Annotated in this window: 10 protein-coding genes; all 10 read left to right on the forward strand. The window is 34.0% G+C overall.

The window, feature by feature from the left end; all coding sequences use genetic code 11:
• Positions 1-130: 130 nt before the first annotated feature.
• The 10 genes from BN2665_RS07230 to BN2665_RS07275 all read left to right on the forward strand — a co-directional run bounded on the left by BN2665_RS07230 (position 131) and on the right by BN2665_RS07275 (position 15,906).
• Positions 131-1,645 (forward strand): sensor histidine kinase, encoded by a 1,515-nt coding sequence (locus BN2665_RS07230; protein ID WP_055666448.1) that lies wholly within the window; start codon positions 131-133, stop codon positions 1,643-1,645.
• Positions 1,646-1,734: 89 nt separating this feature from the next.
• Positions 1,735-2,988, forward strand: coding sequence for an IS110 family RNA-guided transposase (locus BN2665_RS07235; protein WP_055666449.1), 1,254 nt, complete (start codon positions 1,735-1,737; stop codon positions 2,986-2,988).
• Between the two features lie 405 nt (positions 2,989-3,393).
• A complete protein-coding gene (locus BN2665_RS07240) occupies positions 3,394-4,737 on the forward strand; it encodes a sigma-54-dependent transcriptional regulator (protein ID WP_055666450.1) in 1,344 nt (447 codons plus the stop codon).
• A 13-nt stretch (positions 4,738-4,750) separates the two neighbouring features.
• Positions 4,751-6,715 carry an efflux RND transporter periplasmic adaptor subunit gene (locus tag BN2665_RS07245; protein WP_055666451.1) on the forward strand — a complete coding sequence of 655 codons (1,965 nt, stop codon included), beginning with the start codon at positions 4,751-4,753 and terminating at the stop codon, positions 6,713-6,715.
• On the forward strand, positions 6,712-7,389 hold the full coding sequence (locus BN2665_RS07250) for an ABC transporter ATP-binding protein (protein WP_055666452.1): 678 nt from the start codon (positions 6,712-6,714) through the stop codon (positions 7,387-7,389). The genes BN2665_RS07245 and BN2665_RS07250 overlap by 4 nt, the downstream gene beginning before the upstream one ends.
• The gene (locus BN2665_RS07255; protein ID WP_055666453.1) at positions 7,389-8,567 is read left to right on the forward strand and encodes an ABC transporter permease; all 1,179 of its coding nucleotides are present in this window, start codon (positions 7,389-7,391) and stop codon (positions 8,565-8,567) included. The genes BN2665_RS07250 and BN2665_RS07255 overlap by 1 nt, the downstream gene beginning before the upstream one ends.
• An 18-nt stretch (positions 8,568-8,585) precedes the next feature.
• The gene (locus BN2665_RS07260; RefSeq protein WP_055666454.1) at positions 8,586-10,775 is read left to right on the forward strand and encodes an S-layer homology domain-containing protein; all 2,190 of its coding nucleotides are present in this window, start codon (positions 8,586-8,588) and stop codon (positions 10,773-10,775) included.
• A 401-nt stretch (positions 10,776-11,176) separates the two neighbouring features.
• Positions 11,177-11,839 carry a hypothetical protein gene (locus BN2665_RS07265; protein WP_055666455.1) on the forward strand — a complete coding sequence of 221 codons (663 nt, stop codon included), beginning with the start codon at positions 11,177-11,179 and terminating at the stop codon, positions 11,837-11,839.
• Positions 11,840-11,863: 24 nt separating this feature from the next.
• Positions 11,864-12,661 (forward strand): cohesin domain-containing protein, encoded by a 798-nt coding sequence (locus tag BN2665_RS07270; protein ID WP_055666456.1) that lies wholly within the window; start codon positions 11,864-11,866, stop codon positions 12,659-12,661.
• 38 nt (positions 12,662-12,699) lie between these two features.
• Complete coding sequence (locus BN2665_RS07275) at positions 12,700-15,906, forward strand: RCC1 domain-containing protein (protein WP_055666457.1); 3,207 nt, start codon at positions 12,700-12,702, stop codon at positions 15,904-15,906.
• Positions 15,907-15,964: the final 58 nt, after the last annotated feature.

Below are 15,964 nucleotides of genomic sequence, written 5' to 3' on the forward strand. Positions count from 1 at the left end.
TAACACTATGATAAATCTTTAGGCTGATTTATGCAATTAAATGTTTGAAAACGGACACTTATTGTCTGTTTTCAAACATTTTTTTGCTATATAATAGGAAATATATTCATATGTGTGTGGGGGAAAGGTTATGCTGAAATGGTTTTCCAATAAAAATCTAAGGTTTCAAATAATATTTATAATGACTCTGGTTTTAAGTGTGCCTATAGTGGCTACCATAGTAAATGTTTACTCTGGATCAAATGTGGATAATGCCTTTAAATCCATGCAGGAGGATAGATTAAAAAATCTTCTTTATTACTTTGATGGAATTATTATTAATAATAGCATTTTACAGATTAAAGATAACAAGGAAATGGCTGATAAAGTTTCAAGTCTCATAAAAGGTAATGTTACTCCCCACTATAGAGTGGCAAGAGGAACCTTTATGGAAGTATATTTTATTAAGGATAAGGGAGAGTTCACCCCTGTAAAATTATTTGAGGATAGATTTATAGCCAAAGCTTTATTAGAAGGTAGTGAGGGGAGAAAGCTAAATATAGATGCGGTTCTTAAGCAAGTTGCTTTAGATAAAAAGGATAAGGTAGTTTATGGAAGCTATAATAAATTGGATATTATACGATATTACCATCCCATAATCTTAAATGGAGAGGTTAAAGCCATAGCCTTAGGAGAGACGCCTATTCCGCCAGAGATAAATTCTATCAGAAAGAATTCAAGATATGTTTTAGTGTTTGCATTAATAGGATTAACCCTAGGATTTTTCTTAATATTGATATTGCTTAGAAACCTAAGCAACAATATTTTAAAAATACGCCAGGGACTTGAAAGGATGACAGAAGATCTTTCTTATAGGATGGAAGACATGGGGGGAGATATTGGCAAAATTGCTAAGTACATAAACCACATGGCAGAAGCCATGGAGAAAAAAGATCAGCTGGAAGAGCAGCTAGCTAGATCTGAAAAGTTAGCATCCTTAGGTCATATGGTTTCAGGAATAGCTCATGAGATAAGAAATCCTCTAGCCATTATAAGTGGTACCGTGCAGCTTATGGAAAGAAATTTTAAGAATGTAGAAGGGTTAGAGGAGTATGTAAAAATTGTGAAAGAGCAATCTGATAGAGAAAATAAGGTTATTCAGGACCTTTTAGATTATGCTAGGCCTTCAAAGCATTTGGTTACAGCCTTAGACCTAAATTATCTTATTAAAAGTGTGCTATCCTTTATGAATAAATATATTCAAGATAGGAAGGCTATGCTTAAGCTAGAGCTAGAGGATAATTTGCCATTAGCTCTCATGGATGGAGATAAAATAAAACAGGTATTTGTAAATATAATTTTTAATGCCTGCGATGCTATGGTGGAGAAGGGAGGGGGTACCCTTACCATTAAAACAGAAAAGGATGAAAGCTATATAAAAGCTTATTTTATAGATACTGGCATAGGCATAGAGGAAGGGAAGATTAAGAAGATTTTCAATCCCTACTATACCACTAAACCTAAGGGTACAGGTCTTGGTTTATCTATCAGCAATAACATCATTGAAATGCATAGTGGAAGTATAGAGGTTATTAGTAAAGAGGGAGAAGGTTCTACCTTCATAGTTAAATTACCTTACAAGTATTCCTGTAATAAAGTGTTTTAGACTTTGAGATGAATAAAAAAACCTGATATAAATATATTGTGTCAACTTGCAAAAGACAACAAACAATTTATATCAGCAGGTAAACTTAAATGAATAACATAATAATGGTTCCCAATACGTTAATTCTAGGGATAGATATCGCAAAAGAAAACCACTATGGTCAATTTGTAGTGAATGGTGAATATATAAAAAAACCATTCCTAATAAAGAATACCAAAGAATCTTTTGATTGTCTATTAGAAACAATAAAAGAATTAACGAATAAATATGGAACAATTCATACTCTTGTAGGCATGGAGCCGACAGGCCATTATTGGAAAAATATTGCCTACTATTTGAAAAATAGAGAAATAAATATATGTTTAGTTAATCCTTATCATGTTAATAAAACAAAGGAATTAGAAGATAATAGTCCTACTAAGAATGACAAAAAGGATGCCAAAATAATATCAAAACTAATCTATCAAGGGCAATATCTTACATGCATGTTTGAAGAAGAAATATATATTAATTTAAGATTGTGTAGTAATAATAGACAAGAATTAAGAAGGCAACTAATTGCTGAAAAAGTAAGACTAATAGCGCTATTAGATGAATATTTTCCAGAACTCACAAGATTATTTTCAGATATATTAAGTAAATCTTTAATAGCAATTTTAAAAAATTGTCCTTTTCCGAAAGATATTTTAGATATTGGAATTGAAAGGCTTACACAGATTTTAAAAGATGCTACTAAAAATCGTGTGGGTTTAAAAAAGTCTATATTGGTATATGAGGCGGCTAAAAAGTCAATAGGTGTACCCGTAGGGTTAGAAGGTGCAAAATATAGATTAGAGTTAATTTTAAGGAAGTTAGATTGGCTGCAAAAAGAAATAGATGCAGTTGAAGAAATGATGAAGCAATACTTAGATAAAACTGGTTATATTGACTTTCTGTTAAGTATACAAGGCGTTGGAATAGTGACTGCTGCAACTTTCTTAGCCGAGGTAGGAGATATATCTAAGTATGATAACTATAAGCAAATTCAAAAAGTTGCGGGACTAAATCTGAAAGAAACTAGTTCTGGCATGAAAAAAGGAAAAACTAAGATTAGTAAAAGAGGTAGATCTAATTTAAGAAATATTTTGTATCAAGCAGCTATAGTTATGGTTGCGAAAAATCAAGCATTTAAGGAGATTTATGAACATCTCACAAAAAGACAAGATAATAAACTTACAGGGAAACAAGCAATAGTAGCTTTAAGTGTTAGACTTATCAAAGTTATGTATACTTTGTGTACTAAAAAGATAATGTACTCACATGATAAAGTTCACGGAGTAAATAGTTATAAACAAGCAGCTTAATAAGATATTTAAAGTTATATAGCAATAAAAAATTGTTCGGTTAAAAAGAGTAAGGTTAAACACGTTCACACCCCCATAAGGGCATAAATGACCCAGTATACAAGGATTAACGCTAGCACCTGCTCTAAAATGCAGAACGAAGGAATGATAGAGGCACAAATGTTGTGTACTCAGGGAGATATGGTAGGGTCAGCATTAGAGCTTTTTAGGTGAATACCTTCAAATTATTGGTAAAAAATAAAATTCTAACGGGGATATCTACCTAACTCCAGTAAAATAACGTTATATATTCAATATAACTCCAAATACTTACTAAGTTTGTTTTATGATACAAATTGAAATTCAATGAAAACAAGAGAATATTAAAGAAAATATTAAATTATTGAGGTAGGGAGGAGGAACACCGTGAGTAGAATTCTTGTTATAGATGATGAAGAGTATATAGGCTGGATCATAAAAAAAGCCTTTGAGGGAACTGACCATGAGGTGCAGACATGTACTAGCGCTCTGCAAGGCATTGATATGGTTCAAAAGCAGAGTTTTGAGCTGGTATTTTTAGATTTAAGACTTCCTGATATGGATGGCATGGAGGTACTTAGTAAGCTTAAGAAGCTTTATAAGGAACTAGCTGTTATTATAATCACTGCTCATGGTTCGATTGATACTGCCATAGAAAGTATGAAGAAAGGAGCTTTTGATTATATAACCAAGCCCTTTGATGTAGATGAGCTGCTTCTAATAGCTGAAAAGGCTCTTAATATGACAAAGCTTAGAGAGGAAATACATTATCTAAGAAGAGAAGCTTCAAAGCATATAGATGATATCAGTTTTATAAGCAAAAATGCAAAAGTAAATTCTATATACGGTATTTTGCCTCAGATTAGTGAAAGCTCTGCACCCATCCTCATAAGAGGAGAAAATGGTAATGGGAAAGAGGTCTTAGCAAGAAAAGTACACGATTTAGGCAAAAGAAAGCATAAACCCTTTGTGGTTTTTAATTGCAGCTTAGGCAACGAGGAATTTATAGAGAGAGAGCTATTCGGCTATGAGGGGGATATCAAAGTAGATAAAGACAAAAGAAGGATTGGAAGCCTTGATATAGCTCATAAGGGAACCATATTTTTTGACGAAATAAGTGCCTTAAGTAAAAATATGCAGCTAAAACTTTTAAAGTTTATTGAAACTGGAGAGATGCAAAGACCAGGTGGCAATAGTGAAAAGCTAGATGTAAGGATTATCGCCGCTACCAATAAAAATCTTTTGCAATCTATAGAGCAGGGGGATTTTAGAGAGGATTTTTATTATGGCATAAATTTAGTGTCTTTAGAGCTGCCTCCTTTGAGAGAAAGAATAGAAGATATCAGTGATTTCATATACTGTTTCATTAATAAATATGATACTGAAGGAAAAATAGGTGAAGTGACCCCAGAGGCTCTAAAGCTTTTAAAAAGCTATCATTGGCCAGGAAATATAAGAGAGTTAGAAAATGTTATAGAGAGAATAATACTATTAAATCAAGGTCCAAGCATAAAAGCTCTAAACCTCCCAGCAGAAATATTTGAACAGAAAAAAAGGGGAAGGAATCCTATAATATATTTTCCAGAGGAAGGTATAAATCTGGAAGAGGTAGAGAAAGAGCTTATAATGAAGGCCCTTAAAATGGCTAATCAAAATCAGAGTAGAGCGGCACAGCTGCTGGGAATTACCCGTTCTGCCTTGATATATAGAATGCAAAAGTATGGAATATAGAGGAGTGAAAAGTATGAAGGTCGAAGTCAAAGAAAAATTCAAGAAAATAATTTCTAAGAAGCCTTCCAAAAAGGCTGTGGTATTAATAACTAGCTTACTTATTTTAGTAGTAGCAGGAGTAGCACTATTTAAAAGTAAATTCATACAAAATAAATTCTTTTCAAATCAACAGGTAGTTCAGCGACTTGCAGCTGTGAGAAAAGGAGATATCAAGGTGGCGGTTTCAGGCTCAGGTCCCTTATACTATAGCAAAACCTCTAATTTAACCTCAAAGGCAGCAAGCACTATTACTAAGCTATATTTTAAAGAAGGAGATAAGGTTAAAGCAGGAGACCTCATAGCAGAACTAGATGATAAAGATGCCCTTAACACCGTTAATGATAAAAAGAATAGCTTGACTCAAAGTCAATTGAGTAACAGTACAGATGACATAAATAAGCTTCAGATCAAAGCACCCATTACAGGGCAAATCACAGAGTTGAAAGCCCTAAAGGGAGCTAATATTTCTAAAGGTGGAGCTTTATTTACCATAACAGATACCTCCAAGCTTAAAACCTCTATGTCCTTTAATTTCTCAGATGCTTCACAATTTTCTTTAGGGGCTGAAGCTCAGGTATATTTAACTTCTATAATGCAATCTGTAAAGGGATATGTTACATATATAAGCAATTCACCTAAGACCACGGCTTCTGGTGGACAGCTTGTAAATGTAGAAATTGAAATGGACAATCCAGGAGCATTGCTTGCGGGCATGACTGCCAGTGCTGAGGTTGAAACCTCTAGAGGAGTAGCATCTAGCATTGACACAGGAACTCTTGATTATTTAAATAAGCAGACTATTACTAGTGAAACAGGAGGAACTGTAGAAAGCCTAGCTATAAAGGAAGGTCAAAAGATTAACGCAGGATCTCTAGTAATTACCTTAAAAAACGATGATATAGTAAAGTCAAATCAATTGAATAATTTAAAAATAGAAAGCTCAAAGCTTCAAGTAGAAAATGCCGAGAAACAGCTTTCTAATTATAAAATTTATGCTACTATAGATGGAACTATAACTAAGCAAACTTTAAATGAGGGGGATAATGTAAAGGCTAATGATGTAATAGCTGTGGTAACAGATACTACCCAGATGAGGTTTGATATAAGTATAGACGAGCTAGATATAGCTAAATTAAGCCTTGGCCAAAAGGCAAGTATAACCATAGATGCTCTTACAGACACTGCTGCAAAGCCTCTTCAGGGAGAAGTGGTAAAGGTACCCTTTGAAGGAAAATCACAAAATGGAGTAGCCACCTTTGCAGTAACTATACAGCTAAATGAAAATATTGAAACCTTAAAAAGTGGAATGAATGCTAATGCTGAGGTGGAGATTAATACGGTAGCAAATGTTCTTTACGTTCCTATAGAAGCGGTGACAAAAATGAGAGGAAAATCTTATGTAATGGTTAAATCAGATAGTGCTACTAGTAATAGTGGAAGTAACGGACAAACACCTTCTCAGGGACAATCAGGTTTTAATAGGCAAAGACCAACTGATGGACAAGGAACCACTCAGGGAGGACCACAAGGAAACTCAGGACAAGGTGGGCAAAATGCTCAAGGAGGCAATAGACAAAGTAATGGTAATGGGGGAAATTTTAATAGACAAAATAGCGGAAACAACCAAAACAACGGTAATGCTCAAACTAGAACCAACTCTACAGCAGGAGTAAATTCCAGCAACCTATTGAAAGGCATTTTGGGTAATGGACAAAGCAATAATAAAACTCAAAACTACTACGCTAATGCTGTGCAAAAAGAGGTAGAGGTAGGAATAAATAATGATGGCTATATAGAAGTAAAGAGTGGATTAAAAGAGGGCGAGCAAGTAATTTTACCTCAAATACAGACCTCTCAAAGCAATCAACAAATGACTAGGCAAGCCACTGGGGGAAATATGCCTACAGGCGGAGGCTTCCCAGGGGGTGGAAATAGGTGATAGAAATCTCTAATATGTGCAAGGTATACAAAATGGGGGACACTGAGGTTAAGGCTCTAAATGATGTAAATATCAAAATAAATGCTAAGGAGTTCGTATCCATAGTAGGTCCTTCAGGTTCAGGAAAATCTACCCTTATGAATATGATAGGCTGCCTAGATGTGCCAACTTCTGGCTCCTATATATTAGATGGAAAAGAAGTTAGCCAAATGAAGGATGATGAGCTAGCAGAGATCAGAAATTGCAAGATAGGCTTTGTGTTTCAAAAATTTAATCTGCTTCAAAAGCTGTCAGCCCTAGAAAATGTAGAGCTTCCTTTAATCTATCAAGGGCTAAATGCTAAGGAAGTAAGAAAGAGAGCCATAGAAGCCTTAGAGAGTGTAGGTCTTCAGGATAGAATGCATCATAGACCCAATGAGCTTTCCGGAGGTCAGCAGCAGAGGGTGGCCATAGCGAGGGCTTTAGTGACAAAGCCACCAGTAATTTTAGCTGACGAGCCCACTGGCGCCCTTGATAGTAAAACAGGACTAGAGGTCATGGATATATTAAGAGACCTTCATTCAACGGGAAATACAATTATTTTAATTACCCATGATAATAGTCTTGCTATGCAGGCAAAGAGAATGATAAAAATTCATGACGGAGAAATTACGGAGGATCGTGAGGTGATATAATGAACTTTGTACAAGCTTTTAAGATGGCTATAAAAAGTATAGTAGGAAATAAAATTCGATCCTTGCTTACCATGCTAGGAGTTATCATTGGGGTTGGGGCTGTTATAGCAGCTACCGCCTTTGCAGAAGGAAGTACCAAGCAAATAACGGACTCCATTCAAGGACTAGGCACAAATTTAGTGCAAGTAACCATTACAGGAAGAAACAGCAATAGAAATGTTTCCTATGAGGATTTAGAGAAGTTAAAGGAAGAAAACAGCAGTTTAATAGCTAGCATAGCACCCCAGGTCTCCAGCAGTGTTACGGTAAAGGTAGGAAGTAAGAGCAGAACCACCACAGTTATAGGCACAAGTCCTGATTACGAAATCATTAAAAACACTCATGTGCAAAGTGGAAGGTTTTTAATTCCTCTAGACATAGATTATAACCAAAAGGTAGCTCTAGTGGGTACTGCAGTGGTCAATGATATTTTTCAAGGGGCTAATCCTATAGACAAAACCTTAAAGATTAATGGTATAATATTCAAAGTGGTAGGTGTATTAGAGGAAAAAGAAAATGGCGGCACTCAAACCGCCGATGACCAGATAATCATACCTGTATCTGTAGCCGCTAGAATTACAGGAGCAGGTAATGCTAAGAACTTTCTTGTACAGGCTACTGCTGCTGAAACTGTTGATAAAGTGGTAGAAGTGGTTACAGTGCTTTTAACCAAGGTGTATAAAAACTCTAATACCTTCAGAGTATTCAACCAAGCACAGATGCTTTCCACCCTTAATACCATTACGGGTACCATGATGCTTATATTAGGAGGTATCGCCACTATTTCTCTAGTAGTAGGAGGTATAGGGATCATGAATATAATGCTTGTTTCCGTCACCGAAAGAACTAGGGAAATAGGCATAAGAAAATCCATAGGTGCTAAAAAGAAAAACATACTTACTCAATTTCTCATAGAAGCCCTTATGGTTACAGGAATTGGTGGGATTATAGGCGTAATTTTTGGCCTTAGTATAATAAAATTTATCATAGGAGGCTTTAAAATCGTACCAGAAGTATATTCAATAAAATGGATAATGCTATCCTTTGGGATATCCTTGATCATTGGAGTGGTTTTTGGTATGTATCCAGCAAAAAAAGCTGCGAATTTAAATCCTATAGATGCGTTGATGTATGAATAAGAAGAGGACGGTGAAAAAATGAAAGTTAAAAAATCTCTATTGAGCATTGTATTATCTTTTTTAGTCCTAGCCATAAATTTTACTCCCCTCAAAGTATTAGCCGCTGATAAGGATTATTCTGAGGTGGTTAAGAGAATGCAGCAATTAGGGCTTTTAGATAGCTCTATAACTGACTATAATGCTGATATTACAAGGGAACAATTTTTAAAGGCAGTAATAGAGGTAAGCAGCTTAAAAGAACAAGCTACTAGTCTTAAGGGCTCCACCATATATCCAGATGTTGAAAGCAATAGCGACTTTAGTGGTTATGTAAATATTGCTAAGGATAAAGAACTCATGTTTGGAATGGCAGACGGTTATTTTCATCCAGAATTAGGAGTAACCTATGCAGAAGCCTGCACTATATTAGTAAAGCTCCTAGGCTACAAGGATGCGGACCTATCGGGGGTATGGCCTAATAATTATATAAGTAAGGCTTATGACTTAAAGCTTACTGAGGACTTGAACTTTAAAAAGAAGGATAGACTTCCACTATGGGCTGCAGCGATGCTCTTTGATAGGCTCCTTGACACCAATGTAAAAAAGGCAAATGCTACAGAGGTGGACAAAAGTTTTGCGGAAACTAATAATAGCTTTGTAAAATATATTATTTTTGATACTTACTTAACTAATAGCAGTTTAAAGGAAAATCAGCTGCTCACTAATAAAGGTACTTTATCATATGATTCCAAGGAAAAATTTCAGCCTGGAAATACCTATAGATTAAAAGTAAAGGATAATACTATAGTAAAGGTTTATGGAAAGGTAAAGGAAATCAAGAGCATTTTTGTAAACAGCATCTTTGATAACAATGTATATTATAGTATTTACCGCACTAATTTTAGTTTAGCTCTTGATCCAAATATTGATTATTATTATCATGGAGTTAAACAAAATTACAGCAACTTAAATACCTTGATAAAATCTTGCATGACCTTAGCATTTACATTAAAGGAAGATGGTCAAGGATATGAATATGCTGTTATTTTAGACCCTATATACAGCAAACCGGAAGTAGTATTAAATTTTGACACTAATTCAGATAAAATAGGAGATATTAAGTTAGACTACTATACAGATATATATAGAAATGGTCAAAAGATAACCAAACAGGATTTAGAGGAGTATGATGTAGTTTATAAAGTAGCAGGTGTAAATGATCTTAATAGCATTATTCTAGTATTTAATAACAAGGTAGAAGGTAATATTAAGGCCTTCTCACCTAATGGTCCCACACCAAGCATTGTTCAAATTGATAATGGAAGCTATAATTTCAGTAGACACATGGATTTAACTAAATTGTCCGCTTTTCAGATAGGGGATAAGGTATCCGCACTATTAGGCTATGACGGAAAGATTGTAGATTTGCAAAATATCAAATATAAAGTAGGTATGGATCAAGAAGTAAAAGTTTTAGGAAATTCCTTAACCTCAGAAGGACTATCCTCCAATCAGGTGGTGACAGATTTAGGAAAATACTATGTAATAGATTCCATGGATAAGCTTCAGGTGGGAGGCAGATATAGAGTAGCTATCGATGGAGATACCATTGTAAGAGTTAAAAAGCTTGAAAATAATTTAGAGAATTACTCTGTAAGAAGCATCAGCGGTTCTATTATAACTTATAACGAAGGCAGCAAAACCTTAGAACCACCAGTATTACCAATATACTATTATAATGGAGCTAAAGTAGACTATAATACTGCATTATCATCCATACAGCCTTGTTCTTCTCTTATACTGGCAAGAGATAGTAAAGGGTATGAATATGGTGTAATTATTGATCCTATATATGGTAAGCCAATAATATATGATTACAATAATATGGATAGTATTATCGGATTAATCACATACAATACTCTATTTATATATAGAGCAGGTAGATTTTTTTCGGAAATAGGTACATTAGCATATAAGGATTTAGTATATAAGGTATATGATCTATGGAACAAAAATAGTTATATTTATATCAATAGTTCCAAAGTATCAGGAAGAATAGATTCAATATTGCCAAGTGCTATAAACCCAAGAAACATACAAGTCGGAGGTGTGACCTACAATTTTAGTAAGTATTTTGATATGAATAAATTAAGAGTAATTGGTATAAATGTGGGAAGTACCATAATATTGATTTTGGATATTGATGGAAAAATTATAGATATATACTAAATAAGATATGTTTTGAGATATTCCTGTTGAGCTATTAAAGCATTAATGATAAAATATATTAAGATTTTTAGCGATTAATAAAAAGCTTGCTTCACCTAAAAAGGGAGCAAGCTTTTTATACAAATATATAAATCAGCAAATGCCTTTTTTATTAATATACGTATTATTAAGTAAAATATAATTAACTAAATAGGAAACATTTGATGAAAATTGTATGTTAATGGTATATAATGTACTATAGAGAGACACTACGTAAACTTAACTTATATATGTTCCCAAATGGCATCTTTAAGCCATTATGGTGCATTTATGAGTTATTAGTTAGAGTTGTTTCCCTATAAAGAGTTTAGTGCTTATGTACGAAAATAATATTAAAGATATTTTACGAGGGAGGAATAACAATGAAAAAAAAGGTAGGGGCAATAATAATATCAGCAACGCTATTATTAGGGCTATCTAGTACCGTATTAGCTAATACAAATCTCTTAGATGGTAAAGCTATAAATAAAGTAACCGCTGTTAACCAATACGATTTAAGTGAGGCCAAAAAACTATTAAAGGAAGCCTTAGATGATAAGAATTTTTATAGATATAATATGGCTTATAATGCCATTATGAAGATTCAAGATCCTGTTTATAGAGATCCTCTATTAGGTCAGTTAGCGTCTATAATGAATGACGTATGGTCTCCAGATGTTAAAAAATTCAACTTAATGCTAGATGACTTAGTTAAAACTAGCGGAAGCGGTAAGATATATGATGAGATGGAGGCCTCTGTATATAAATCTAATTTAATAGATTTGGACAAGTGGTATCTATTAGGAGAATTAACCTCTTGGGGTAAGAGAATGGTATATAGCTCCGATTATACCAATGCAGTAGATAAGGTAGTATATGCATGGAAAATGCTATCAGATGGCACGGAGCAGAACTTAAACTCAGCTATTTCTGATGCGGAAGCAGCAGTAAGAGGAGTAAGAAACACTTATAGCAGAGATTATTTAACTAGCCAGATTGCTCAGATAAAAGAAAAATCCGAATTCTCTATAATCGAAATAAATTAGTACACCTAGGGTGGTGAATAAAATATGAAGAGAATATTTAAAATTAGTTGTGTATTAATGATTTTTTCTATGCTGATATTTAACAGCGTAGCTCCTGTAAAGGCAGCTTCCTACAGCAAATTTACTGTGGAAATAGGAGCTAATTACATAGGAAGAGATAATAAGGTAAGCATACCAGTTAATATATATAGTCTGCCCTATAGCGGGCTATCTGCCTTCAGTTTTGTTATTGAGTTTGATTCAGCCCTATCTCTTAATGAGGTTAAAGTTGGAGATATAATTCCAAACTCCTCAGATTTTAGCTATTCCATAAAGGATAATAAGATTATCTTTTTATATAGTGACAGAACTGGAGGAGACAAGCCAATAAAGAATGAAGGTAATCTGTGCTATTTGAACTTTAAAATTAATACCACAAAAAATCTTTACAGTATAAAGAGAATAGTTAGTGACAAGGAAATCTTTTGTGATAATTGGCTCGATAAAATACAGCCAGATTTTAAGGAGGGTTCTTTGATTTTTAAGGACAGTCTTTATAATACATATGGAGATAAGACTTGGAAAATTACTTTTAATGACGAAATAGATTACTTTAATTTAAACAACAATAGTCTAGAAGTAAAGGATATAAATGGGCAAGTGGTGAATTGTAGATTTAATATTACAAGCAATGAGAGAACCTTAGAAGTATTGCCACCAACACAAGGATATAAAATCAATAGTAGCTACACCTTAACAATAAAGAATAATTTTGTTTCTAAAAAAGGAAAAAAGCTATCAAAGGAAAGAAAGATTGATTTTTATGTTGAGAATTACAGGTAAACAAGATTTGCCTTTAGTAAAGGATGTGTAAGGGTTACATGGGTAAAAATAAAATTAATAATTTTAAGCATATAAGCCTACTATTGAGCTTTATTTTGATTTTTATAAATTTAAAAATGGTAAATACTAAGGCTTTAGATTACATAGAGGTAAAAAGTGATTGGACTTTGCAATATGACCTTAATGTAGATACTATAACTGTTAACAATGGAACTTTCGATACTAATTATTATACTATGGTTACTAGTTCTTTCTACCAGAAAGGGGGGGCCTCCTTACTTAGAGGAAATAATAATATCGTTAATGGAACTATGAGCATCTCAGAGGGTCAGGTGCAGATTTATGGTAATCTTACTATAAATGGAGATCTTAACATAAGCGGGGGTTCTCTAGTTCTTAATGGCGCTAATATAATAATTAATGGCAATTTGAACATTACTGGTGGAGAACTAGATTTAGGAAAGGGAAATGCATATATAAATAGCACTGGAGAAAGTTATGGGGGGAATATGAATTTCTCTAATGGTAAATTGGATGTCAACGGAGCTAATCTTAATATAGAAGGAGATTTAATCCAAAATGGAGGGACTTTTGACGGTATAAATACTGTAGGAAGCTTATTGCATGTTAATGGAGGAAATGTGAGTGTAGGAAGAAATTATACTCTAATGGACTTTGGTAAATTAAGGATGGAAAACCCTAAGGATTTTGTTCTGGTAAAAGGAGATTTCTTCTTTAGTACTTATTCACAGCATAAGGATATTTTAAAGGACGGTATTCTTGAAATAAAAGGAACTTTCCAGCAAAGAAATTTTAATACCACGGTTAATGTAGGTGGACAAAAACTATCCTTAACCCAGAAAAATAATTTTATGCCTATGCTTAATCATAAAGTAGTATTATCAGGGATTCCAAAACAAAGTGCGAGTTTTGATGGTGACAATACTTGTCAGTTTAATATTCTGGAAGTGAAGAATAATTTACTCACAGATTACTACATGTCAAATGTAAAATGGAACAAGCTGATAGAAAGTGCGAGAGCTTCTGATAATGTAGATTTAGTTAATATAACAATAAATGGGCAAAATATTAAGATAGTAGATCCTAGGGCTACCAATTATGACTTGACTCTTCCTTCAAATACAACAGATGGATTATTAAATGTACTAGCGGAACCCTATGATAGAAATGCTGCAGTGTCTATAGAGGGTAATAGATTAGTTAATAAAGCTGCTTTAGTTAAGATAACTGTAACCGCAGAGGATAAAACTACAAAGAAAACCTACTATGTAAATGTTCAGTTGAAGGATTCAGAAATATATTCAATGTTTACAGATATAAAAACTGCTGATTATCATAGCTTAGTTCTAAGAAATGACGGAGTGCTCTTTGGGTTTGGGGCTAACAACTTTGGGCAACTTGGAGATGGGACTACTAATATCAGAATAAAACTCACTCAGGTTAAAAATCTTTCAAATGTAATTGACTTTGACACTAGTAATTCTCATAGTATAGCTCTTACCTCAGATGGCAGCGTGTGGGTTTGGGGGTTAAATGATTATGGTCAGCTTTCGGAGTCAATAAAAGGGGATTTACTAAATCCCGTTAAAGTATTAGGGTTAAGGGATATTGTAAAGGTGCAAGCTGGAAACAGATACAATTTAGCCTTAGACAGAAACGGCTTCGTATGGATGTGGGGGTATAATAATAGTGGGCAATTTGGAGATGAAGAGGAAAGATATAGCCTAAAGCCAATCCTAGTCAGTGGATTCTCAGGAACTAAGATTAAGGATATAGCCGCTGGTGACTTTCATTGTCTAGCCCTAAGCATGGAAGGTAAGGTATATGCTTGGGGAGCTAATGATTATGGTCAAATTGGAGATGGAACCTTAAATAGCAAATATAATCCTATAGAAATACTAGGGCTTTATGGAGTTAAATCTATAGCAGCAGAAGGAAACACCAGCAGTTGTATAAAGGGAGATGGTACCGCACTTTTTTGGGGAGAAAGCAAGTTCTATACTCAAGGTAATATTAAAGTACCTGAAAGCATAAAGGATATTACCGATATAGCTAGTATAAAGGTAAATTCTGACCATATGATCTTACTTAAGAAAGATGGCCAAAGTTTCTCCCTGGGAAACAATAATTTTGGACAACTAGGAGATGGAACTTATTCTAATAGAAAGATATTTGTTCATTTAAAAGAACTAAGTAAAATAAGCAAAATATCTATTGGAACCTATAATACCTTTGCTTTAACAGAAGAAGGCTATATATATGGCTTAGGAAGAAACAATCTAGGACAGCTAGGAATCAATGAGTCTGGAGGTACTTATAATGAACCTCAAAGACTTTATGGATTTGATGCTACCTCTGTAGATAGAGTATATGCCAATTGTACTCCAGGAGAAATAGACAAATACTCTAATATAAGATTATACGCTAATACTTCTGGGGCAAACATTTACTATACTCTAGATGGTACGGATCCTACTGAAAAAAGTATACTATATTCAAGTCCTATAAACATAACTGAACATACCATAATTAAAGCTGTAGCTATAAAATATGGAAAGTATAGTGCTGTGTCTACCTTTGAATATTATATAAGTAATAAACCTAGGTTAGAGATGAATGTGACTATAGACTCAAAATCAGTTGAAGCAGGAACAAGTATTGAGATTCCAATTATATTTTCAAATATTCCTGTTAAGGGGGTATCGAAGTTAAAGTTTGCCGTAAGCTACAATCCTGAAATTATTGAATTAGAAGATATTGTGCCAGGTGGAGGGTTAATAATAGATAATCAAGATTTTAGTTATAGTAGGATATCAGATGATACTATACTTCTAAACTTTGAAGATAGCTCAAAGATATCTAGAAATATTAATAAGAACGGTATTTTTGCTACCTTGAAATTCTTTGTGAAAAGTGGGGCGGCTTCAGGAAGATATGCTATAGTAAGACAAGCATACGAATCAGAAGGGTTCTATAATAGCACTAATAGCCCTATAAATGTTTACTATAACGGAGGATACGTAGATATTAACACCTTCTTATATGGGGATGTAGATGGTGATGGCAAAGTTACAGCATTGGATTTACAATATGTGCAAAGATATGTAGAGAAGAAGATATCCTATTTCCCATGGTATAGAGGAGCAGAAGCAGCGGATGTGGACAGAGATGGAAGCATAACCTCGAGGGATGTAGAGCTAATTAAAAAATTGATACTCAACTAATAATTCACAATGCACAATGTCAATTGAGGGAGGTTTTCCCAGCATGTGAAAAAAATCA

Source organism: Desnuesiella massiliensis (assembly GCF_001403615.1).
Lineage (GTDB): Bacteria > Bacillota > Clostridia > Clostridiales > Clostridiaceae > Desnuesiella > Desnuesiella massiliensis.